The organism is Nicoliella sp. ESL1120, from assembly GCF_058508515.1.
The window spans coordinates 798,483-822,266 of record NZ_CP196383.1 but is presented as its reverse complement, the minus strand read 5'-3'; the positions used below and the strand labels follow the sequence as shown (position 1 = coordinate 822,266).

General features: G+C 38.2%; 14 protein-coding genes, 20 tRNA genes and 3 rRNA genes. 4 read left to right on the top strand and 33 right to left on the bottom strand.

The features are described 5' to 3' along the window. Positions 1-76: 76 nt before the first annotated feature. Positions 77-814 (bottom strand): MBL fold metallo-hydrolase, encoded by a 738-nt coding sequence (locus ACSYTE_RS03520; RefSeq protein WP_491717290.1) that lies wholly within the window; start codon positions 812-814, stop codon positions 77-79. Between the two features lie 67 nt (positions 815-881). Between ACSYTE_RS03520 and ACSYTE_RS03515 the strand changes: the two genes are divergently transcribed. Both ACSYTE_RS03515 and ACSYTE_RS03510 read left to right on the top strand, forming a co-directional pair. Then, entirely contained in the window at positions 882-1,373 is a 492-nt protein-coding gene (locus ACSYTE_RS03515; protein WP_491716085.1) for a hypothetical protein, read from the top strand. Between the two features lie 78 nt (positions 1,374-1,451). Then, entirely contained in the window at positions 1,452-2,777 is a 1,326-nt protein-coding gene (locus tag ACSYTE_RS03510) for an IS3 family transposase (RefSeq protein WP_491716077.1), read from the top strand. Positions 2,778-2,831: 54 nt separating this feature from the next. Here the strand turns inward: ACSYTE_RS03510 and ACSYTE_RS03505 are convergent. The 30 genes from ACSYTE_RS03505 to ykzS all read right to left on the bottom strand — a co-directional run bounded on the left by ACSYTE_RS03505 (position 2,832) and on the right by ykzS (position 17,836). Next, a tRNA-Asp gene (locus ACSYTE_RS03505) sits at positions 2,832-2,905 on the bottom strand. Positions 2,906-2,909: 4 nt separating this feature from the next. Then, positions 2,910-2,983, bottom strand: a tRNA-Met gene (locus tag ACSYTE_RS03500). A gap of 34 nt (positions 2,984-3,017) precedes the next feature. After that, positions 3,018-3,089 (bottom strand) — tRNA-Glu (locus ACSYTE_RS03495). Between the two features lie 8 nt (positions 3,090-3,097). After that, positions 3,098-3,185, bottom strand: a tRNA-Ser gene (locus tag ACSYTE_RS03490). A gap of 3 nt (positions 3,186-3,188) precedes the next feature. Beyond that, a tRNA-Ile gene (locus ACSYTE_RS03485) sits at positions 3,189-3,262 on the bottom strand. 6 nt (positions 3,263-3,268) lie between these two features. Then, positions 3,269-3,339, bottom strand: a tRNA-Gly gene (locus tag ACSYTE_RS03480). Between the two features lie 23 nt (positions 3,340-3,362). Then, positions 3,363-3,435: transfer RNA gene (locus ACSYTE_RS03475), tRNA-Phe, on the bottom strand. Between the two features lie 8 nt (positions 3,436-3,443). After that, positions 3,444-3,517, bottom strand: a tRNA-Asp gene (locus ACSYTE_RS03470). A gap of 4 nt (positions 3,518-3,521) precedes the next feature. Next, positions 3,522-3,595: transfer RNA gene (locus tag ACSYTE_RS03465), tRNA-Met, on the bottom strand. 10 nt (positions 3,596-3,605) lie between these two features. After that, a tRNA-Ser gene (locus tag ACSYTE_RS03460) sits at positions 3,606-3,693 on the bottom strand. 28 nt (positions 3,694-3,721) lie between these two features. Then, positions 3,722-3,795, bottom strand: a tRNA-Ile gene (locus tag ACSYTE_RS03455). Between the two features lie 9 nt (positions 3,796-3,804). Then, positions 3,805-3,878, bottom strand: a tRNA-Met gene (locus ACSYTE_RS03450). Positions 3,879-3,911: 33 nt separating this feature from the next. Then, positions 3,912-3,985: transfer RNA gene (locus ACSYTE_RS03445), tRNA-Pro, on the bottom strand. 6 nt (positions 3,986-3,991) lie between these two features. After that, a tRNA-Arg gene (locus ACSYTE_RS03440) sits at positions 3,992-4,065 on the bottom strand. 5 nt (positions 4,066-4,070) lie between these two features. Then, a tRNA-Leu gene (locus ACSYTE_RS03435) sits at positions 4,071-4,156 on the bottom strand. A gap of 18 nt (positions 4,157-4,174) precedes the next feature. Further along, positions 4,175-4,246, bottom strand: a tRNA-Gly gene (locus tag ACSYTE_RS03430). A 5-nt stretch (positions 4,247-4,251) separates the two neighbouring features. Further along, a tRNA-Thr gene (locus tag ACSYTE_RS03425) sits at positions 4,252-4,324 on the bottom strand. Between the two features lie 52 nt (positions 4,325-4,376). Beyond that, positions 4,377-4,449 (bottom strand) — tRNA-Val (locus ACSYTE_RS03420). A 5-nt stretch (positions 4,450-4,454) separates the two neighbouring features. Then, positions 4,455-4,571 (bottom strand): 5S ribosomal RNA (gene rrf, locus ACSYTE_RS03415). 71 nt (positions 4,572-4,642) lie between these two features. Then, positions 4,643-7,558, bottom strand: a 23S ribosomal RNA gene (locus tag ACSYTE_RS03410). Between the two features lie 177 nt (positions 7,559-7,735). Continuing rightward, positions 7,736-7,808 (bottom strand) — tRNA-Ala (locus tag ACSYTE_RS03405). Positions 7,809-7,847: 39 nt separating this feature from the next. After that, positions 7,848-7,921: transfer RNA gene (locus tag ACSYTE_RS03400), tRNA-Ile, on the bottom strand. 86 nt (positions 7,922-8,007) lie between these two features. Continuing rightward, positions 8,008-9,583, bottom strand: a 16S ribosomal RNA gene (locus tag ACSYTE_RS03395). Together the 16S, 23S and 5S rRNA genes with 20 tRNA genes alongside form the textbook arrangement of a ribosomal RNA operon. 431 nt (positions 9,584-10,014) lie before the next feature. After that, entirely contained in the window at positions 10,015-12,078 is a 2,064-nt protein-coding gene (locus ACSYTE_RS03390) for an LTA synthase family protein (protein ID WP_491716084.1), read from the bottom strand. Between the two features lie 34 nt (positions 12,079-12,112). Beyond that, positions 12,113-13,150, bottom strand: coding sequence for a lysylphosphatidylglycerol synthase transmembrane domain-containing protein (locus tag ACSYTE_RS03385; protein ID WP_491716083.1), 1,038 nt, complete (start codon positions 13,148-13,150; stop codon positions 12,113-12,115). Between the two features lie 3 nt (positions 13,151-13,153). Further along, positions 13,154-14,176 (bottom strand): glycosyltransferase family 4 protein, encoded by a 1,023-nt coding sequence (locus ACSYTE_RS03380; RefSeq protein WP_491716082.1) that lies wholly within the window; start codon positions 14,174-14,176, stop codon positions 13,154-13,156. 12 nt (positions 14,177-14,188) lie between these two features. Then, the gene (locus tag ACSYTE_RS03375; protein WP_491717289.1) at positions 14,189-15,373 is read right to left on the bottom strand and encodes a glycosyltransferase family 4 protein; all 1,185 of its coding nucleotides are present in this window, start codon (positions 15,371-15,373) and stop codon (positions 14,189-14,191) included. A 160-nt stretch (positions 15,374-15,533) separates the two neighbouring features. Then, positions 15,534-17,267 carry a phosphoenolpyruvate--protein phosphotransferase gene (gene ptsP / locus ACSYTE_RS03370; RefSeq protein ID WP_491716081.1) on the bottom strand — a complete coding sequence of 578 codons (1,734 nt, stop codon included), beginning with the start codon at positions 17,265-17,267 and terminating at the stop codon, positions 15,534-15,536. A 2-nt stretch (positions 17,268-17,269) separates the two neighbouring features. Further along, a complete protein-coding gene (locus ACSYTE_RS03365) occupies positions 17,270-17,536 on the bottom strand; it encodes a phosphocarrier protein HPr (RefSeq protein WP_491716080.1) in 267 nt (88 codons plus the stop codon). A 114-nt stretch (positions 17,537-17,650) separates the two neighbouring features. Next, complete coding sequence (gene ykzS / locus ACSYTE_RS03360) at positions 17,651-17,836, bottom strand: protein YkzS (protein WP_491716079.1); 186 nt, start codon at positions 17,834-17,836, stop codon at positions 17,651-17,653. 184 nt (positions 17,837-18,020) lie between these two features. Here ykzS and ACSYTE_RS03355 point away from each other — a divergent pair, with 184 nt between their 5' ends. Then, positions 18,021-20,201, top strand: coding sequence for an ATP-dependent Clp protease ATP-binding subunit (locus tag ACSYTE_RS03355; RefSeq protein WP_491716078.1), 2,181 nt, complete (start codon positions 18,021-18,023; stop codon positions 20,199-20,201). 87 nt (positions 20,202-20,288) lie between these two features. Further along, positions 20,289-21,614, top strand: a complete 1,326-nt coding sequence (locus ACSYTE_RS03350) for an IS3 family transposase (RefSeq protein ID WP_491716077.1) — start codon at positions 20,289-20,291, stop codon at positions 21,612-21,614. 50 nt (positions 21,615-21,664) lie between these two features. Here the strand turns inward: ACSYTE_RS03350 and ACSYTE_RS03345 are convergent, their stop codons facing one another. Continuing rightward, a complete protein-coding gene (locus tag ACSYTE_RS03345; protein ID WP_491716076.1) occupies positions 21,665-23,242 on the bottom strand; it encodes a peptide chain release factor 3 in 1,578 nt (525 codons plus the stop codon). Between the two features lie 103 nt (positions 23,243-23,345). Then, positions 23,346-23,756: a glycerol-3-phosphate cytidylyltransferase gene (tagD, locus tag ACSYTE_RS03340; RefSeq protein ID WP_491716075.1), complete on the bottom strand. Its 411-nt coding sequence runs from the start codon at positions 23,754-23,756 to the stop codon at positions 23,346-23,348. Positions 23,757-23,784 lie beyond the last annotated feature (28 nt).

Here is a 23,784-nt window from a genome sequence, read left to right as displayed (position 1 = left end):
GCACCTCCTTAGCACAATAAAATACTATTACTATTATCTCACATTCATACTAAAATAAAAGCTATTAGCACTTTTTTTATAAAATAATTGTTTCATCTTGAATTGCTCTATAAACTTCGCAATTAGATCCAGTTTGTAGCTTAGCTTCTTCTACAAGCTGTTTTAAGTCCCCCTTTTGTGGTAAATGACTAAGCATTAGTTTCTTTACATTCGCATTTTTAGCAAGATCCCCTGATTCTTTTGATGTCATATGCCATTTTAAACCCTTTTTGGCAGCAAAGAAATTTGTATCGGTAATTAATAAGTCTGCATCTTGAGAAAATGGAATTAATCCGTCAAAATAACTAGTATCAGCAGTAAAAACTAAAACTTTTCCATCTTTATCAATAATTCTCATTGCAAATGCTGGAACTGGATGATGGGTTCTTAAAAATGAAATTGTGAATGGCCCAACTGTTATTGGATTTATATCATTATATCCAATTCCTTCGGTTGAATTTGCCCAATTTAAAGTTGCAAAATTAATTGGATCTTCAGTATGCCCGTAAATGGGTAAAACTGGCTCTTTACGACCATCTGGGTTCAATTGCCAATAGTACTGTAAAACACCAATATCAGCAGTATGATCATGATGATAATGTGATAAAATTACAGCATCTAACTTTAGTGGATCAATAACGGTTTGTAGCTCGTTTAATGCATTGCTTCCACAGTCCAATAAAAGGTTAAAATCACCACTTTGAACTAAATAGCTACTAGTTCCAATCCCATTGGTAGGATAGCCTCCATAAAATCCAAGAACCCTTACTTTCATAATCATAATGCTCCTTTGTTTTAATATATTCAGTTACTAGTATAATATATGTAAAGGGGGAGTGAAAATGATAGCTAACATTTATGTCACTTTTGGTAGTAAAAGTTATTTAGAAAACATCATGAATCAAAATAAAAGTCATGAACTACTGCTTTTTAATTCAATTAGTAATTTTGATAGTTTTGAACTAATTGATTTATCTAATCAAAAAACTATTTTTAATAGTCCCATTAACTATAGCGTAATTAGTCAAATGGGAAATGACAATTGGCATGATTCGATTAGTTATATTAGTGTTGATCTAGACGAAAATCAACAAAAGATTTTGGATGCTAAAATTAATAATGTTATTAATAACAATTCATTACCAGATGGAATGAGCTCAATTTATTCCTTATATACAGATAATAAATTATCTAAACGTGTCATTTTAACAACATGGAATGATGATAAAAAAGTTGCTAATTGGTATCGTAATAAAACTGCTGATTACTTATTTAACTTCAAAGATGAAATTAATACTAATTACTTTGAAACTATTTATCATTATGTTAAATAAAAGAGGATATCAACTAAGATATCTGAAGAGACCCCCGTATGTTGGACAGAAAATGTTCAGCATACGGGGGTCTTTATTTTGGCAAAATATAGTTATGAATTTAGATTGAAAGTTGTTTTAGAATACCTTTCTGGAGTTGGATCAACTACGTTGAACCATAAATATGGCATTAAGGGTGTTGCAACAATCTACTCGTGGGTAAAGACGTATAAAAAATTTGGTAAAAAAGCGCTTATTGCAAAACATTATAATCAAGAATATTCTTATATGTATAAATTAAAAGTGCTGAAATGGATGCACCTCTACCACAAGTCGTATCCAGAAACAGCACTTCATTTTAATATTGCATCTCCGTCGAGCATCTTTACATGGCAACGGAGATTAGAGAATGGAAGCCTATATTTAATGAATAAACGTAAGTCCCATCAAAAGAATGTTCTCACAAATAGCGCTGTAAAGCAAATTAAACTGTTAAAAAAGCAAAATTTAGCTTTATCGATTAAACTATCCTATGAAAAATTACTAAGCACTAATAATCAATACGAAAGTATTGATTTATTAGTGAAAAAATTTAGTGATGTTGCAATTTCTAGAATATTATCATCAATTTCATTCCCTAAAAGTAGTTATTATCATCATAGAAAAGCTTCGCTTTCGAAAATAAATGATGAGTTTGATACTGAGGTGAAAAAGGCTGTTAAGGATCATCCTGCTTATGGTTATAGAAGAATAACAGCATTATTTAACAATAATGGATACCATGTTAATCACAAAAGAGTCCAGAGAATTATGCAAAAATACAGTTTACAGTGCCAACTATTTGGAAAAAGAAAACGTAAATATAACTCTTACCATGGCCAAGTAGGCCATGTTGCTGATAATGTTTTAAATGGTGATTTTTCATCTAATAGTTTTGGAGAGAAGATAACAACAGATGTAAGTGAATTTAGATATGGAAATGAAGATATAAACCATCGGGTTTATCTTTCTCCAGTGATGGATTTATATTCTGATAAAATCATTTCATATGGAATTAGCAGCCATCCAACAGTTGAACTAACATTAAAGCCGTTGAACCAGGCACTAAAAAGAATCCAGAACACTGTTAAGCATTCAATTGTGCATAGTGATCAAGGAATTCAATACCAGAGTCATAGTTGGGTTCAAACACTAAACAAATATGAAGCTATTCAGTCCATGTCCCGTAAGGGGACATGTTTAGATAATGCTCAAATGGAATCATTTTTCCATATCATGAAAATTGAAATGATGAATACGCATTATGATACCAAAAAATCCTTAATCAATGCGATGAAAACATGGATTAAGGATTACAATAACAATAGATTAAAAGAAAAACTAGGATACCAATCACCAAATCAATATTTGGGATTGATATCCTAGCAAAAAGTATTAGTCCAACCTATAGGGGTCAGATCAATCCTCTTTTATTTATGACGGTCCGTACGAGACTCGAACTCGTGATCTCCGCCGTGACAGGGCGGCGTCATAACCAACTGGACCAACGGACCATAATTGCGGGAGCTGGATTTGAACCAACGACCTTCGGGTTATGAGCCCGACGAGCTACCGAACTGCTCCATCCCGCGATAATATTATTTTATTTTTAGTCGTCATATAAAATGACCCGTACGGGATTCGAACCCATGTTACTGCCGTGAAAGGGCAGTGTCTTAACCACTTGACCAACGGGTCATATAAAATGGAGAAGGAGAGATTCGAACTCTCGCGCCGCTTGCGCGACCTATACCCTTAGCAGGGGCACCTCTTCAGCCACTTGAGTACTTCTCCATATGGGCCTAAATGGACTCGAACCATCGACCTCACGCTTATCAGGCGTGCGCTCTCACCAACTGAGCTATAGGCCCATATAAAGCGGGTAACGAGAATCGAACTCGCGACAATAGCTTGGAAGGCTATGGTTTTACCACTAAACTATACCCGCATAATATGGTATTTAATTTTAAATGGCGCGGGACAGAATCGAACTGCCGACACACGGAGCTTCAATCCGTTGCTCTACCAACTGAGCTACCGAGCCATATGGAACGGTCCGTACGAGACTCGAACTCGTGATCTCCGCCGTGACAGGGCGGCGTCATAACCAACTGGACCAACGGACCATAATTGCGGGAGCTGGATTTGAACCAACGACCTTCGGGTTATGAGCCCGACGAGCTACCGAACTGCTCCATCCCGCGATAATAAAAAAGGAGGATGAGGGATTCGAACCCTCGCGCGCTTTGACACGCCTAGCGGTTTTCAAGACCGCCCCCTTCAGCCACTTGGGTAATCCTCCATATTGAAGTTAAAACTAAAGGTCTTAATGGACCTTGTAGGACTCGAACCTACGACCAGACGGTTATGAGCCGTCGGCTCTAACCAACTGAGCTAAAGGTCCAAGTCACTATCGCGGCAGGGGGAATCGAACCCTCGACCTCCCGGGTATGAACCGGACGCTCTAGCCAGCTGAGCTACACCGCGATCTATAAATAAAACTATTGAAATTTTATTCAATCGGGAAGACAGGATTCGAACCTGCGACCCCTTGGTCCCAAACCAAGTGCTCTACCAAGCTGAGCTACTTCCCGAATATATGCACCCAGTAGGAGTCGAACCTACAACCTTCTGATTCGTAGTCAGACACTCTATCCAGTTGCGCTATGGGTGCAAAAGTGCCGAGGACCGGGATCGAACCGGTACGGTTATCACTAACCGCAGGATTTTAAGTCCTGTGCGTCTGCCAATTCCGCCACCCCGGCATAATAATGAATTGGCAAAGCGGAAGACGGGATTCGAACCCGCGACCCCCACCATGGCAAGGTGATGTTCTACCACTGAACTACTTCCGCAGCAATGCCGACTAGAGGATTCGAACCTCCGACCCCCTGTTTACAAGACAGATGCTCTGCCAACTGAGCTAAGTCGGCATAAAAGCCTTTAAAAAATATTTATAAATCCAAACATGATTATTTTCATGAATGGAGGATACAGGGCTCGAACCTGTGACCTCCTGCTTGTAAGGCAGATGCTCTCCCAACTGAGCTAATCCTCCATAAAGCGTGGCAACGTCCTATCCTTGCAGGGGGCGATCCCCCAACTACTTTTGGCGTTCAAAAGCTTAACTTCTGTGTTCGACATGGGAACAGGTGTATCCTTCTGGCCATCATCACCACACTATTTAACTGCGAGAACTTCGTTCTCTCAAAACTAGATAATATCTTATTCTTCCGTGAGAACAACCTTACTTGGTTAAGTCCTCGACCAATTAGTACTGGTCCGCTCCATGCATCACTGCACTTCCACTTCCAGCCTATCTACCTGATCATCTTTCAGGGGTCTTACTTCCATAAAGGAATGGGAAATCTCATCTCGAGGTGGGTTTCACACTTAGATGCTTTCAGCGTTTATCTCATCCATACATAGCTACCCAGCGATGCGCCTGGCGGCACAACTGGTACACCAGCGGTATGTCCACTCCGGTCCTCTCGTACTAAGAGCAGCTCCTCTCAAATTTCCTACGCCCGCGACGGATAGGGACCGAACTGTCTCACGACGTTCTGAACCCAGCTCGCGTACCGCTTTAATGGGCGAACAGCCCAACCCTTGGGACCAACTACAGCCCCAGGATGCGATGAGCCGACATCGAGGTGCCAAACCTCCCCGTCGATGTGAACTCTTGGGGGAGATAAGCCTGTTATCCCCAGGGTAGCTTTTATCCGTTGAGCGATGGCCCTTCCATACGGTACCACCGGATCACTAAGCCCGACTTTCGTCCCTGCTCGACCTGTATGTCTCGCAGTCAAGCTCCCTTCTGCCTTTACACTCGTCGAATGATTTCCAACCATTCTGAGGGAACCTTTGGGCGCCTCCGTTACTGTTTAGGAGGCGACCGCCCCAGTCAAACTGCCAACCAGACACTGTCTCCCACCACGATCAGTGGTGCGGGTTAGAGTGTTCATACAGCGAGGGTAGTATCCCACCAATGCCTCCATCGAGACTAGCGTCCCGACTTCTATGGCTCCTACCTATCCTGTACAAGCTATACAAACACCCAATATCAAGTTACAGTAAAGCTCCATGGGGTCTTTCCGTCCTGTCGCGGGTAACCTGCTTCTTCACAGGTATCTCAATTTCACCGAGTCTCTCGTTGAGACAGTGCTCAGATCGTTACGCCTTTCGTGCGGGTCGGAACTTACCCGACAAGGAATTTCGCTACCTTAGGACCGTTATAGTTACGGCCGCCGTTTACTGGGGCTTCGTTTCTGGGCTTCGCCGAAGCTAACTCATCCACTTAACCTTCCAGCACCGGGCAGGCGTCAGCCCCTATACTTCATCTTACGATTTTGCAGAAACCTGTGTTTTTGATAAACAGTCGCCTGAGCTTTTTCACTGCGGCTGCACATAGTGCAGCACCCCTTCTCCCGAAGTTACGGGGTCATTTTGCCGAGTTCCTTAACGAGAGTTCACTCGCTCACCTTAGGATTCTCTCCTCGACTACCTGTGTCGGTTTGCGGTACGGGTAGTTAACTACTAACTAGAAACTTTTCTCGGTAGTGTGACATCAACGACTTCCCTACTAAATTTCGGTCCTCATCACACCTTGTCAACACGGTATTAAGCATTTGACTCAATACCTGACTTAGTGCTTGAACATCCATATCCAACAGGATGCTACGTTTAGCCTCCTACGTCCTTCCATCGGTCAAACATAGTTAACTAGTACAGGAATCTCAACCTGTTATCCATCGCCTACGCCTCTCGGCCTCGGCTTAGGTCCCGACTAACCCTGGGAGGACGAGCCTTCCCCAGGAAACCTTAGTCATTCGGTGGATCAGATTCTCACTGATCTTTCGCTACTCATACCGGCATTCTCACTTCTAAGCGCTCCACCAGTCCTTACGGTCTGGCTTCATTGCCCTTAGAACGCTCTCCTATCACGCAACATAAGTTGCGTCCACAATCTCGGTAATATGCTTAGCCCCGGTAAATTTTCGGCGCAGAATCACTCGACTAGTGAGCTATTACGCACTCTTTAAATGGTGGCTGCTTCTGAGCCAACATCCTAGTTGTCTATGCAACTCCACATCCTTTTCCACTCAGCATATATTTAGGGACCTTAATTGGTGGTCTGGGCTGTTCCCCTTTCGACGGTGGATCTTATCACTCATCGTCTGACTCCTGGATATAAATCAATGGCATTCGGAGTTTATCTGAATTTAGTAACCCAAGACGGGCCCCTCACCCAAACAGTGCTCTACCTCCATGATTCTCGACTCCAAGGCTAACCCTAAAGCTATTTCGGAGAGAACCAGCTATCTCCAAGTTCGTTTGGAATTTCACCGCTACCCACACCTCATCCCAGCACTTTTCAACGTACACGGGTTCGGCCCTCCGGTGTGTTTTACCACACTTTCAGCCTGGACATGGGTAGATCACCTGGTTTCGGGTCTATCACAACATACTATATCGCCCTATTCAGACTCGCTTTCGCTACGGCTCCGACTTTTCATCTTAACCTTGCATGTTATCATAACTCGCCGGTTCATTCTGCAAGAGGCACGCTATCACCCATTAACGGGCTCTAACTGCTTGTAGGCACATGGTTTCAGGAACTATTTCACTCCCCTTCCGGGGTGCTTTTCACCTTTCCCTCACGGTACTGGTTCACTATCGGTCACTAGGGAGTATTTAGCCTTGGGAGATGGTCCTCCCGGATTCCGGCAATGTTTCACGTGTATTGCCGTACTCAGGATCCTGAACTGAGGGAATTAGATTTCGTCTACAGGGCTATCACCTTGTGTCGCAGAACTTCCCAGATCTTTCGACTATCTAATTCTTTGGTAACTCAAATGTTCAGTCCTACAACCCCACCGAGTAAACTCGATGGTTTGGGCTGTTCCCCGTTCGCTCGCCGCTACTGAGGGAATCGAATTTTCTTTCTCTTCCTGTGGGTACTTAGATGTTTCAGTTCCCCACGTCTGCCTTTCAATGAGTATGAATTCGTCATTGAATAATAAACGATTAAATTTATTGGGTTTCCCCATTCGGAAATCTCCGGATCAAAGCTTACGTACAGCTCCCCGAAGCATATCGGCGTTAGTCCCGTCCTTCATCGGCTCCTAGTACCAAGGCATCCACCATGCGCCCTTAATAACTTAACCTATTACCACGTAGTGGTATTTGGTTAATTGAGTAAATACGAATAAAACTAATTTAAAAAACTCAAAATAACGCGGTGTTCTCGGTTGAAATTGTATTTAATACAATTCAATAATTTGGAAAAATTAAAATATTATCTAGTTTTCAAAGAACCAAGTATTATGACACTTACGTGTCAATGGAGAATAGCGGGATCGAACCGCTGACCTCCTGCTTGCAAAGCAGGTGCTCTCCCAGCTGAGCTAATTCCCCATACCATTTAAATTAAATTAATCAACAAGTGATTAATAATGGGCCTAAATGGACTCGAACCATCGACCTCACGCTTATCAGGCGTGCGCTCTCACCAACTGAGCTATAGGCCCAAAGAAGCGTGGTTCCATAGTTTGAGAGTAGACCTCTCAAAACTAAACAAAACTATGACTGTGTAAGGTTCCGAATTATTCCTTAGAAAGGAGGTGATCCAGCCGCAGGTTCTCCTACGGCTACCTTGTTACGACTTCACCCTAATCATCAGTCCTACCTTAGGCGGCTAGCTCCTCAAAAGAGGTTACTGCACCGACTTTGGGTATTACTAACTCTCATGGTGTGACGGGCGGTGTGTACAAGACCCGGGAACGTATTCACCGTGGCATGCTGATCCACGATTACTAGTGATTCCAACTTCATGCAGGCGAGTTGCAGCCTGCAATCCGAACTGAGAACGGCTTTAAGAGATTAGCTTGACCTCGCGGTTTTGCGACTCGTTGTACCGTCCATTGTAGCACGTGTGTAGCCCAGGCCATAAGGGGCATGATGATTTGACGTCGTCCCCACCTTCCTCCGGTTTGTCACCGGCAGTCTCACTAGAGTGCCCAACTGAATGCTGGCAACTAATAATAGGGGTTGCGCTCGTTGCGGGACTTAACCCAACATCTCACGACACGAGCTGACGACAACCATGCACCACCTGTCATCCTGTCCCCGAAGGGAACGGCTAATCTCTTAGCTTTGCAGGAGATGTCAAGGCCTGGTAAGGTTCTTCGCGTAGCATCGAATTAAACCACATGCTCCACCACTTGTGCGGGTCCCCGTCAATTCCTTTGAGTTTCAACCTTGCGGTCGTACTCCCCAGGCGGAATGCTTAATGCGTTAGCTGCGGCACTAAAGGGCGGAAACCCTCTAACACCTAGCATTCATCGTTTACGGCATGGACTACCAGGGTATCTAATCCTGTTTGCTACCCATGCTTTCGAGCCTCAGCGTCAGTTACAGACCAGACAGCCGCCTTCGCCACTGGTGTTCTTCCATATATCTACGCATTTCACCGCTACACATGGAGTTCCACTGTCCTCTTCTGCACTCAAGTTTCTCAGTTTCCGATGCACTTCTCCGGTTAAGCCGAAGGCTTTCACATCAGACTTAAAAAACCGCCTGCGCTCGCTTTACGCCCAATAAATCCGGACAACGTTTGCCACCTACGTATTACCGCGGCTGCTGGCACGTAGTTAGCCGTGACTTTCTGGTTAAATACCGTCAAAGCTTGATCATTTCCTATCAAACTTGTTCTTCTTTAACAACAGAGTTTTACGAGCCGAAACCCTTCTTCACTCACGCGGCGTTGCTCCATCAGACTTGCGTCCATTGTGGAAGATTCCCTACTGCTGCCTCCCGTAGGAGTATGGGCCGTGTCTCAGTCCCATTGTGGCCGATTACCCTCTCAGGTCGGCTACGTATCATTGCCTTGGTAGGCCATTACCCCACCAACAAGCTAATACGCCGCAGGTCCATCCTAAAGTGATGCAAACGCATCTTTCAAACAAAAACCATGCGGTTTTTGTTGTTATGCGGTATTAGCACTTGTTTCCAAATGTTATCCCCCGCTTTAGGGCAAGTTACCTACGTGTTACTCACCAGTTCGCCACTCACTTCGATGTTAAGTCAAGTTAATGCAAGCATCAACTATCATTAACGGAAGTTCGTTCGACTTGCATGTATTAGGCACGCCGCCAACGTTCGTCCTGAGCCAGGATCAAACTCTCATCTTATGATGAAAAGCTTAACGTTAGCTCTTCTTAATTTTGTTAATTTTAAAGCGAATTGACTTCGCATAAGTTTTTTGTACTTCATTTAAAATGAAGTTCCTTACACATTTTTGTCATAATTTTGTTCAGTTTTCAAAGATCTACTTTCGTTGATTCCAATAAAGCAACTTCTTAATATTATCATAAAGCTAATATTAATGTCAAGAACTTTTTTAGGAATTTTTCAACTGATGAAAGTCATAATTAGAACTCACATCAGCTGCTTATTTGACAACGTTTAATATATTATCAAACCATCAAATGTTTGTCAACAACTTTTTTTATTATTTTAAGTCGTTAAACAAATAAGAATCACCGAATTGATAACTTATCAAAACGATGATTCTTATATTACACTAATATATTAAATTTGACAACTACTTTTTTAAACTAATTTACTTTTTTAATTCAGGAGCATCTGTTTTATAGTCATTCATAGTTGATTTACCGCCATTTTCATCCATTAAGCTAGTGTGTTCTTTGCTATTGCGTTCCTTAAGGCTAGCAAGTCCAGCACTCGGTTTATAATTATAATCACTTCTGTTAACTTTCTTAAAGTCCTTCAGATCATAAAAACGTAATAAGTCACCTAAAATAACCTTATCAGATAAGGATAATTCAGTATTAACATGGTTTTGATCTGCTTGAATTCGTTTCTTTTGCTTTGTATCTGGATTAATTTTCTTACCAGTCTTAGTAAGATAGACACTACCACTAACAACGGTATATTTAGGAGTAATGAAGTCACCATCCCTAAATGCAACGATTTGCTTACGCTTTTTAGACAACAAATCCTGTCCAAACTGAATCGTCTTATTATCCTTAATACCTAATAGATGTAAGATCGTTGGCAATACATCAATTTCGCCACCATAAGTATGATCAATCTTACCCTCTAAATTGTCTCCATAAATCATAAATGGAACTTTTTGGAATTGAGCAAGATCATAACTATCGACGCTCTTTTTCTTTAGTAATTGAGCAATTGCAGGCCGATGATTATTTGAAATTCCATAGTGATCACCATATGCGACAACAATACTATTCTTTAATAAGCCAGTCTTTGTTAAATAGTTCATAAATTCACCAAATGCTTGGTCTAAATAGTGAGCAGTCTGAACATAAGGGTCAACAGTATTATCACCAGTCTTAGTTGCTGGGAAGTCCTGGTTTTGCTTATCAAGGATATATGGATAGTGATTAGTTAAAGTAATCAATTTAGCATAGAATGGTTGAGGTAACTGTTGAATATAGTTAGCAGCATCCTTAAAGAAGATTTTATCCTTTAAACCATAGCCAACACTGTATGATGGTTTTTCCTTAAAGTAGTTTGAATCAAAGAAATATTGGTATCCCCAAGACTTATAGGTATTTTCACGATTCCAAAAACTTGGAACATCCCCATGCATTGCGGCAGTTGTATAACCATGTTGATCTAAAATTGCAGGAGCTGCTTGGAATGTATTTTGAGTTCCATAGGTAACCATTGCTGAACCTTGTGGTAACCCAAATAAAGAGTTTTCCAGCATCATTTCAGCATCTGAAGTCTTTCCTTGAGCTACTTGATGATAAAAGTTATCAAATGAAATTGTATGTTCTCCATGATAGAACTTGTTTAAATTTGGAGTAACTTCCTTACCATCGACTTTATAGTCAATTAAAAACTGTTGGAAACTTTCTAGGTGAATAATAAATACATTTTTCCCCTTTTCCTTCCCAAAGTAATCAATATTAGCCTTTGCTCGATTATGCTTAAGGTATTTCAAGACACTATCTAAATCACTAGGCTTAGCTTTTGCTCTAGTTTGACTCTCCTTATGCGTCTGATAAGCATTAAATGCAGCATACTCGTTCATCCCTAAGTACTTAACAATATAATTATTATCAAAAGAACGAGTTAATAACCCAGAACGGTCTGCATTCGCAATGCTATACTCACCAAACATCAAAACTAGCGACAATACAGTAACTGCAAATGCATTACGAATCTTAAAGGGCCGCTTATCAATTCGAATAATCTTAAAAGAAAGTAAGAGCACTAAAATAATTACATCCAAAAAGACAACGAAATCAATTGGATGAATAATTTCAGCTAAACTCTTCCCTAAGTTATTTTGAACATCTCCTGATCCCTTAATAATCCCAAACGTTAAAAAGTCAGAAAATTCACGATAATAAACAATATTAGCAAACAGCCAAATTGATTGGATCAAATCCATAATCAACATTAACCAATATGCTAACCTGCCCCTAAAGTACAATGCAATCCCAAAAAGTAAGATTCCTGCAGGTAAAGGATTCACAACCAATAAAAATTGCTGAAGAGATCCCTTTGCTCCCAAAGTGAATTCAGCTTGATAAGCGAAATAAGTTTTCGCCCAAAATAAAAATAATACTAGGATAAAGAAACCCAACCTAGAGTTTAGGAATCGATTTCCTTTTTTCATATGACTAGACATTGTATAGTGCCCCCACTAAATTGTTATAAATATATTATTTACCATTCTTGGAACCAATTTCATTTACCTTATCAGGTTTAATAAATAACGCAATTGCCCCCAAAATTAATCCAAGGTAATACGTTAAAATGCGCCATAAAATTAACGCTAATACCAATTTACTACTGTTAACAATGTAACTTTTGAACAGCATTTCAAAACTATATTCGGCACCACCAGCACCACCTGGAATTGGAAATAGCGAAATAATCATAACAATTAAAACATGTAAACTAACTATCATAACAATATTCGCTTGATCATATCCCAAGGAAAGCATAATGAAATATGGAACTAAATAGTAAAGTAATAATTGAAAAAATGTAATCAATGCAATTTTAAATAATAATTTCCACCGCTTAGCAATCCGAACGCTTTCTTGATAAAAATTATCGATTTTCTGATTAAGCGTTAATTGCCATTTTTCGTAACGTTCAGAATTAACAAAAAACTTTAACGGTTTCATAATTGTATTAACAAACCGCTTAGTAAAGCCATGCCAATACATTATCATTAGCAGTACAATGATTACTACCAAATGAATTATAAACCCAAACAATACAAATAACGATAAATATTGTAATTTTTCAGCAATGTAATGAAATCCGATCAACAAACTAAATATGAAATTAACAACAATCATTGCTTGATAGACAACAAACTTCATCAAAAGAACAGAACTCGCTCTACCACCATCAATTCCAGTTTGAATCATCACAACCAATTGGGCTGGTTGACCACCAGAAGAAAATGGTGTAATCCCATTAAATAATTGTTCTACTAAAGGGATTCTAACTGCATCTTTAAACGTAAAATGGCTTTCACCTTGATCTTTGACTAAGGTATGCGTAATCCATGATTCAAATCCGAAATAAGCGAACATACAGAGGGTTGCAATTACCATCCAAAACCAATTGATGTTAAAGAAATCAGCTACTAATAATTTTAGGTTAACATCCCTTATAAAATACCAAAAGATTAGGATTCCAATCAGAAACATCCCCATTAGTGATAAAAAATTTCTTCTTGTCATACACTACTCCCTTTTAGATTGTTCAATATAAAATGATTCCCATATCTTAGCTAAGTGATCTTCAGAATAATATTTAGATGCTTCCAAAGAGCGTTCACTCATTTTCATAAGCTCAGTATCATTACCAATCAATCGATTCAACTGTTGATTTAATTCATCAAAATCGTTAAATGATTGATAGTATCCATCAATAATCACTCGATATAGATCCAGGTTTCTCAACAATACTGGTTTCCCACACGAGAAGGCTTCTAAAACGGACATTGGAAAAAGCTCATTAAACGAAGGTAATAAAAATAAGTCACATAAGTTATAAAAATCAACTAATTTTTTTCGATCAACAATTCCAGGAAATTTTAAATTATGTGGTGGATTATCAACAATTCGCTTCAATTCTTTGTATCCATCAGTAATTTGACCGAATGAAAAGCCACCAGCCCAAATAAATTGAACTTGTGGATTTTTTTCAGCCAACTTAGCAAAATCTAGAATGCCCTTTCTTGTTTGAACCTGGCCGGTTCCCAAAACGATAAATTGATCTGGATCAAACCCATACTGTTTTTTTAATTTTAACTGTTGTTCCTTTTCAATCGGATAAAATTCTTCCTTACTAACAAAATTTGGAATATAAGTAATTTTAGACTTGCTAATTCCATATTTAGCTAATTTATCAATAAACATTGGATTAACAACTACAATATGGTCCATCCGCTTATAAAAAGCAATTACATACTTATAGAATAAATATTTAATTGGTTTTGGCATCTTAAGGCTTCCATCAAGGGTTTCTGGTAAAAAATGAACATAACCGATTTTACGACCGCGCCCCCATAAAAATGTAGATAAATAAAAAGTCGGATTAATAGTATGGTAGTGGCTAATATCAGCACGTGTCCATTGGTTAATCCGAATATCAAATTCATTAGGAAAATAGGTTTTAAGCATTGCGATTAGTTCATCATAAGCACTACCAACCCCTTGGCCTTTTACTTTATCAGCAGTTGAAAACATATTAATTTTTAGCATTCTATTCATCCTTTAATAATCAATTTCAGCTGAATTGTCGATATTTTCTTCATATTCTAACTGTGAGTTACGATAAAATTGCACAATTTGATGTTCAAAATTTTCAGCGGAAATGCTATTCAATTTTTGTTTCCGTAATTCATCCGATACCAACTTGTACTTATCAGGATGACTTAGGTACTCATAAACGTCAGATACGAACTGAGCTTCTGTAGAAAATGTCATCCCCAATGACTTATCATTTAATAGATCATCAGTATAAGCACTTTTAACTACAATTACTTTTACCCCAGCAGCCATTGCTTCAATGTAAGTTAGTCCTTGCGATTCAGAGTTAGATGTCGAAACAAATATATTGGCCATGTGGTAATAGTGATTAACGTCATCGTTATTAATTTCACCAGCAAAAATAACGTTATCATTCAACTTCAATTGGTTTACTTGTTCTACAAGTGATTCTTTCGCAGGCCCATCACCAACAATTACTAGCTTAACATCTGGTTTTAATTTAATGATTTTAGGCATTGAATCGATCAATTCGTTAATGTTTTTTTCGAACGCCAACCTACTAACTGATAACAAGACGGGGGTTAAATTGGTAAAACCAAATTTAGCCCTCAGATTTTGGTGGTCAAGTTGATCATATTTAGCAACATCAATTCCAGTTGGGATTACTCTAATTGGACTTTTAACCCCATAAGCAGTTAGGGTATCCAAAACCCGCTTACTAGGTGCAACTACCCCCGTCATTTTATGACAGAATGCTAAAGTTGCTTCCTTAACATGGATTGGTTTCAACAGTTTTCCATTTGCAACGTAATGTAAATAATCTTCATACATCGTGTGATAGGTATGAAGACATGGGATTTTTAAATTTTTTGCAACGAACTTACCAATAACCCCCATTGAAAATTCAGTTTGGGTGTGAATAATATCTAAATTTAGCTTTTTGGCAATTTGGTAGGCTTGAAATAACCCCCGAATTGCAATTCGTCGATCAGAAAAAGAAATAAAAGGAATACTAGAAAATCTAAATATATTCCGTTCATACGTATTTTTATCAACATGTGGGTCCGTAGTCGTAAATATGTAGACCTGATGTCCATCTTTTTCTAGTTGACTTTTAAGCGTTTTGATAGAAGTAGCTACTCCACTTACTTGTGGAAAATAGGTATCAGTAAATATCCCTATATTAATTTTATCCACTTCCCTTCAATTAAAATGAGTATGCTTTTCTAAACCGCTATATCATTAGTATTATATTGTTTTGCCAGATAGTTTGCAAACAACCATTGATTAATAAAAAAGCGCTACTGCCCATATTAAAGGGAATAGCACTGTTTTATGATCGCCGTTGTTAAATTTTATCTAAGAATTGATTTAACTTATCGATTACTTCTTCAGAAGTAGCAGCATTATTAATTACGTCATCTACAACTTTTTTAGCGTATTTAGAATCAATTTGGCTAATTAGTTTACGAGTCCTTAGAATTGATTCGCTATTCATTGAAAAACTATCAACCCCCATCCCTACTAACAATGGAATGGCTAATCGACTTGATGCCATTTCTCCGCAGATGGAAACTGATTTGCCCTCAGCATGAAACGCATCAATTGCATATTTTAACGTTCTCAAAACCGCGGGATTCAACTGTTGATATAGATTGGAAACCCGTTCATCGAGTCGATCTGCAGCCATTAAATACTGCACTAAATCATTCGTCCCAATGCTAACTACATCAACTTCCTTAGCAAACTCATCAGCAAGCAGTGCGGCAGATGGGACTTCAATCATTACTCCTAAATTTACAACTCCCATATTCTGCCCGTCTTTTTGCATTGCCAGTCGTTCTTCATCATAAATATCACGCGCCCGTCGATACTCATCAACGGTTGAAACCATTGGGAAAATAATTGATATCTCACCATAACCAGATGCCCGAATTAAGGCCCTCAACTGGGTCCGAAACATTTTTTCAGACCTTAGGCTAATTCTAAGCCCCCGTAGACCCAAAGCAGGATTAGTTTCCTTATCTAAGTCCACACCACCGATTTGCTTATCGTTTCCAATATCTAAGGTTCGAAAAATAATCGGTAAGCCCTTCATATGGAAAACTGCTTTTCGATAGCTTTCAAACTGCTCTTCTTCGGTCGGAACATTGTCGTGCCCTAAAAACAAAAATTCAGTTCGATAAAGGCCGATTCCTTCAGCTGATGAATCGGTAACCGCTTTTAAATCCTTATCGCTACCAACGTTGGCTTCGATGCTTAGGTGTCGATCGTCTTCTGTCATGGTGATTTTAGCTTTAAAGTTTTGCAGTTTTTTTAACTCAATATTAAAAGCCTTGATCCGTTCATGATAGTCAATCATTTGCAAGCGGGTGGGATTAATTACAATGGTTCCAGATAGTCCATCTACAATTAATTCATCATCATTACGAATTTCCTTAATAGCACCCTTAGCCCTTAAAATCATTGGCAATTTTAGCGTTCGTGCCATAATTGATGAATGTGATGTTTGAGCACCAAATTCAGCAACGATCCCCTTAACATATTTTCCATTTAACTGTGCAATATCACTTGGGGTAATATCCTTTGCAACGATAATCACTGGACGATCTACCAATGATAGGTCGGGAAGCTTAACGTTCAATAGATGACTTAAAACCCGCCTTTTAATATCAATCACATCGCTAGTTCTTTCCTTGATTTGGGCTTTCATCCAAACATTCGTAACATTTGATTTGAATAAATGAATAAAATTATTAGCAGTAACATCCAATGCCTTTTCGGCACAGATACCCTGATCTAAAATCAATTGCTCGATTGAACTAATGAACTCTGGGTCAGAAAGCATTTGAATATGTGATTCAAATACCATTCCTTCGTTTTTACCAAGGTTATCAACAATGTCATCCTTAATGATTGATAATTCATTAATTGATGCTCTTAATGCATCATGCAGTCTATTAATTTCCGCATTTTTATCACTAACGATAGTGTCTTGAAATGATAAATCAGGCTCAACGATTTTATAGGCTTTCGCTATTGAGATTCCTTCGCTTGCAGAAATTCCTTCTATTTTGTGCATTTTTAGTCAGATAAACCCTCTTTTTTAAGGGTGGCAGCAATATCATCTAAAGCATCCTTTTCATCGTCACCATCAGCCGTAATAACAATTGCTGCATTTTGGCCAACCCCAAGGGACATTACCCCCATGATAGATTTTAGATTTACCTTTTTACCATCATATTCTAAGTTGATGTCAGAAGCATATTTACTTGCTGCTTGAACCAATAATGTCGCAGGTCTGGCGTGAATCCCAGTTTCAGCAATAATTTTAAATTGACGTTGTTCCATTATTCATCCTCCTTGTTTAAATTACTATTTGATTAAAAAACAATAAGTAATTCTCTTTTTTTCATTATAACATATCTGAAGTACTTTAACTTAAAACGTTCCCTAACCAGTACTTCATTTGTCAGAATCAAATCGATAAACTACTTTTCCATCTAAAGAGGCTGTCCCAACGACCCTTTTACGACTCTCAAAATCCATAAAGGCACTCTGAAAAGCCATAAAAGATTTTGAATCAACTTCAATTTTATCAATTTCACCATTTTTCAATTGCTTTAACAATTCACCGTAATCCTTAGTCAACCTATCCACCCCTTCAATTTATACATCTATTATATTAAATCTAAAGCCGAATTTCCAAAAATTCAAAAATGAGTTATTATAAAATCAAATTGTTTGAATCGTCCCGTTTAAGTTGTATAATATCTCTACATGGTCAGTAAAGGTCAAACCAAACTGGCTAATCAAATCAATGGAGGGTAGCAATATGTTATGTCAAAACTGCCGTAAAAATGAAGCAACAATTCACTTATATGTAAATCGAAATGGCAATAGACAGCGAGTTGACCTATGTCAAAATTGCTATCAACTTTTACAAAACGATGGAAATGGGGGCGCTAATATGGCACAAGATCCATTTGGATTCGGAGATTTAAACGACATCTTCCGCTCAATGCAAAATAATAATGATGCCAATAAACCTGATCCTAATCCACAAAACAATGGTAATGATGGTAACAACGGTAATAATGGAAATAATGGAAATAAAGATGGCGTTTTATCAAAATTTGGAATCAATATGACCCAACTAGCTAAAGAGGGCAAGTATGACCCTGCAATTGGTCGTGACAAGGAAACTAAGCGTGTCATTGAAATCCTTAATAGAAGAACCAAGAACAATCCCGTTTTAATTGGGGAAGCTGGAGTTGGTAAAACATCAGTCGTTGAGGGCTTAGCAATCAAGATTGCCAATGGCGACGTTCCTGAAAAATTAAAGGATAAGCAAATCATTAGTTTAGACATTGTTTCAATCGTCCAAGGAACTAGCCTTCGTGGACAATTTGAAGAACGGATGCAATCGCTAGTTAAAGAAGTCCAATCTAACCCTAATATTATTTTATTCATTGATGAAATTCATGAAATTATGGGCGCAGGAAATGCCGAAGGTGGTATGGATGCAGGAAATGTATTAAAGCCCGCATTAGCCCGTGGTGAATTTCAGTTAATTGGTGCAACTACGCTCAATGAATATCGTAACATTGAAAAAGATGCCGCATTGGCAAGACGTTTTCAAACGGTTATGGTCCAAGAACCCGAACCAAAAGAAGCCGTTAAAATCCTAGAGGGAATTAAGGATAAGTATGAATCATATCACCACGTTAAATATTCCGCAGAATCATTAAAGGCGGCTGTAAAGCTCTCAGATCGATATATTCAAGGAAGATTCTTACCTGATAAGGCCATAGATTTAATTGATGAAGCTGGATCAAGAAAGAATCTAACAATTGATGTTACTAGTCCAGAAACAATTGAACTGAAAATTAAAAATGCAGATGAACAAAAAAAAGCGGCCCTAAAACAAGAGGACTACGAAAAAGCTGCATACTATCGTGATGAAGCTAATAGATTTAAAGAGGCTAAGAACAATAATCAAAATACCAATTCTGAACGTCCAGAGGTCACTGTTCGTGATATTCAAAAAATCGTTGAAGAAATCACAAATATCCCAGTTGGCGACCTTCAGTCAAAAGAACAACAGCAATTAAAAAACCTTGGTGCTGATTTAAAGGCTGGCATTATTGGTCAAGATGCAGCCGTCGAAACGGTTGCTAAAGCAATTAAAAGAAATCGGATTGGATTTAATGGGACTGGTCGACCAATTGGCTCCTTCCTATTCGTTGGAACGACCGGTGTTGGTAAAACCGAATTAGCTAAGCAACTTGCAAAAGAGTTATTTGGTTCTGAGGATTCAATGATTAGATTTGACATGTCTGAATACCGAGAACCATATTCAATTTCTAAACTAATTGGTTCTGCGCCTGGTTATGTGGGCTATAATGAATCCGGCCAACTAACTGAAAAAGTTAGAAGGAATCCATATAGCTTAATTCTATTTGATGAAATTGAAAAGGCCCATCCAGATGTTTTACATGCATTTTTACAAATCCTAGATGATGGAAGGTTAACTGATTCACAAGGGCGTACCGTTTCATTCAAGGACACCGTAATCATTATGACTAGTAATGCTGGAACTGGTAAAGTAGAGGCCAATGTTGGTTTTGGTGCTAGCGCATCTGGAAAATCACACTCTGCACTAAATCACTTGGGTGACTACTTTAAACCTGAATTCCTAAATCGGTTCGATGATATTGTTGAATTTAATCCCCTTTCTAAAGACGACCTAAAGCAAATCGTAAGCTTAATGCTTAATAATATGAATAAGATGTTAGCCCAACAAAACATTCATATTAGCGTAAGCGATGGCGTAAGGGATAAAATTGTCGACTTAGCATATAACCCTGCAATGGGGGCAAGGCCACTTAGAAGATTAATCCAAGAACAAATTGAAGATCAAGTCGCAGACTTTTACCTTGATCATCAAGATGCAAGAGACCTAACAGCTACGTTGGACAAAAAACAAGAAATCACTGTAAAGCCTGCTAAATAAAAAATAGATGCTATTCCTTTGGGATAGCATCTTGAAGAGACCCCCGTATGTTGGACAGAAAATGTTCAGCATACGGGGGTCTTTATTTTGGCAAAATATAGTTATGAATTTAGATTGAAAGTTGTTTTAGAATACCTTTCTGGAGTTGGATCAACTACGTTGAACCATAAATATGGCATTAAGGGTGTTGCAACAATCTACTCGTGGGTAAAGACGTATAAAAAATTTGGTAAAAAAGCGCTTATTGCAAAACATTATAATCAAGAATATTCTTATATGTATAAATTAAAAGTGCTGAAATGGATGCACCTCTACCACAAGTCGTATCCAGAAACAGCACTTCATTTTAATATTGCATCTCCATCGAGCATCTTTACATGGCAACGGAGATTAGAGAATGGAAGCCTATATTTAATGAATAAACGTAAGTCCCATCAAAAGAATGTTCTCACAAATAGCGCTGTAAAGCAAATTAAACTGTTAAAAAAGCAAAATTTAGCTTTATCGATTAAACTATCCTATGAAAAATTACTAAGCACTAATAATCAATACGAAAGTATTGATTTATTAGTGAAAAAATTTAGTGATGTTGCAATTTCTAGAATATTATCATCAATTTCATTCCCTAAAAGTAGTTATTATCATCATAGAAAAGCTTCGCTTTCGAAAATAAATGATGAGTTTGATACTGAGGTGAAAAAGGCTGTTAAGGATCATCCTGCTTATGGTTATAGAAGAATAACAGCATTATTTAACAATAATGGATACCATGTTAATCACAAAAGAGTCCAGAGAATTATGCAAAAATACAGTTTACAGTGCCAACTATTTGGAAAAAGAAAACGTAAATATAACTCTTACCATGGCCAAGTAGGCCATGTTGCTGATAATGTTTTAAATGGTGATTTTTCATCTAATAGTTTTGGAGAGAAGATAACAACAGATGTAAGTGAATTTAGATATGGAAATGAAGATATAAACCATCGGGTTTATCTTTCTCCAGTGATGGATTTATATTCTGATAAAATCATTTCATATGGAATTAGCAGCCATCCAACAGTTGAACTAACATTAAAGCCGTTGAACCAGGCACTAAAAAGAATCCAGAACACTGTTAAGCATTCAATTGTGCATAGTGATCAAGGAATTCAATACCAGAGTCATAGCTGGGTTCAAACACTAAACAAATATGAAGCTATTCAGTCCATGTCCCGTAAGGGGACATGTTTAGATAATGCTCAAATGGAATCATTTTTCCATATCATGAAAATTGAAATGATGAATACGCATTATGATACCAAAAAATCCTTAATCAATGCGATGAAAACATGGATTAAGGATTACAATAACAATAGATTAAAAGAAAAACTAGGATACCAATCACCAAATCAATATTTGGGATTGATATCCTAGCAAAAAGTATTAGTCCAACCTATAGGGGTCAGATCATCTATTTTTTTTGATTATAATTTAGACATTAATTCAACATCAGGATATTTATCGTGGAACCAGCGTTCAGCAAAACTATTTTCAAATAAAAATAATGGCTGATCATGGGTATCTCTTACCAATATATTTCTTGAGGATGACATTTTTTCATCTAATTGATCAGGCTTGATCCAACGGGCTATTTTATGCCCAAGTGGCTCCATAACCACTTCTGAATTATATTCATTTTGCATTCTAAATTGAAATACTTCAAATTGAAGTTGTCCAACCGCACCTAGAATATAATCACCAGTTGAATAAGTGGTATAGAGCTGAACCGCCCCTTCTTGGACTAATTGATGAATCCCCTTATGAAATGACTTTTGCTTCATCACGTTTTTGGCAGAAACCCGCATGAATAGCTCTGGCGTAAATTGTGGTAATGGTGGAAATTTAATTGCTTGTTTTCCAGTAAAAACTGTGTCACCAATTTGAAAATTACCAGTATCATAAAGGCCGATAATATCACCAGCAACCGCTTTATCAACGTTTTCACGAGTATTGGCTACAAATTCGGTCACGTTCGATAACCGTAGTTTTTTATCGGTCCTTTGTAATACAACATCCATTCCCCGATCAAATTCTCCCGAACAAACACGGACAAATGCAATTCGATCTCGGTGTCTAGGATTCATATTAGCTTGAATTTTAAAAATAAAGCCAGAGAAATTACTATTGTCTGGTTCAATTTCCTCATCATCAATAGTGTTTTCGTGTTCACCAGGTTTGGGAGCGAAATCTAGATAGGCATTTAGGAATGTTTCAACTCCAAAATTAGCCAATGCAGAACCAAAGAAAACTGGTGTTTGATCACCATTTTTGATCTTATCAATATCAAATTGATTTCCAGCCTCTTGAATCAAATCCATATTCGTCTTGGCATCTTGATAAACTTCATCATCTGGCAAATCACTATCAACCATTAAATCACCATCATCGTTCAATGGTAAATACTTTTCAGAATCTGCTTCGGGCCGATAAAGAGCGACCCGCTTGTTATAACGATCATATAATCCTCTTAGTACCTTTCCAGAACCAATCGGCCAATTCATTGGGTATCCTTCAATCCCCAATACATCTTCTAGTTGACTGATCAATTCCATTGGATCGCGACTATCACGATCCATCTTATTCATAAAGGTAAAAATAGGAATCCCCCGCATTTTACAGATCTTAAATAGCTTCTTAGTCTGTGCTTCGATCCCCTTGGCAGCATCAATTACCATGACAGCTGAATCAACAGCCATTAGGGTCCGATAGGTATCCTCAGAGAAATCCTCATGCCCAGGAGTATCCAAGATATTAATTCTTTTTCCCTGATAATCAAATTGCATTACTGAACTAGTAACTGAAATTCCCCGTTTTTGTTCAATTTCCATCCAATCAGACTTAGCAAAATTACCACTTTTCTTTCCCTTAACCGTTCCAGCTTCACGAACGATACCACCATATAACAAAAGCTGTTCAGTAATCGTCGTCTTCCCGGCATCCGGATGAGAAATAATTGCGAATGTTCTTCGTTTTGAGACATTCTTATCTAATGCATTAACCATATATTTATCCCTTCTAGTTTAATCATCAATTAATTTTAACATAATTCAATTTAGCAATCAGAAATAAAAAGCCTACCTAGATAATCAAGATAGACTTTTGACATTAAGCTTTCCAATTATCAGAATCTTTAATTCCAAGATCCTTTTTAATTTTTGATGTTGAGATTCCTTCAGTTCTTGGTAGGTAAACAACTTCACAATATTCCTTCAAGAAATCAAATTTACCCTTCCAGTCATCACCCATCACAAACACATCGATGTTGTTTTCCTGAACATCTTTGATTTTTTGATCCCAGCCACTTTCAGGAACTACCTTATCGACATAGCGAATTGCTTCTAAAACATATTTACGATCCTCAAAGGACGTATATGCCTTTTTCCCCTTTTCGGCATTGAATTCATCACTAGAAAGGCCAACCATTAAGTAGTCACCTAGCTCACGAGCTCGTTTTAATAATCTAACATGCCCCTTGTGTAATAAATCAAAGGTTCCATAAGTAATTACTTTTTTCATATTAATCTTATTCTCCTAATTAATGTTA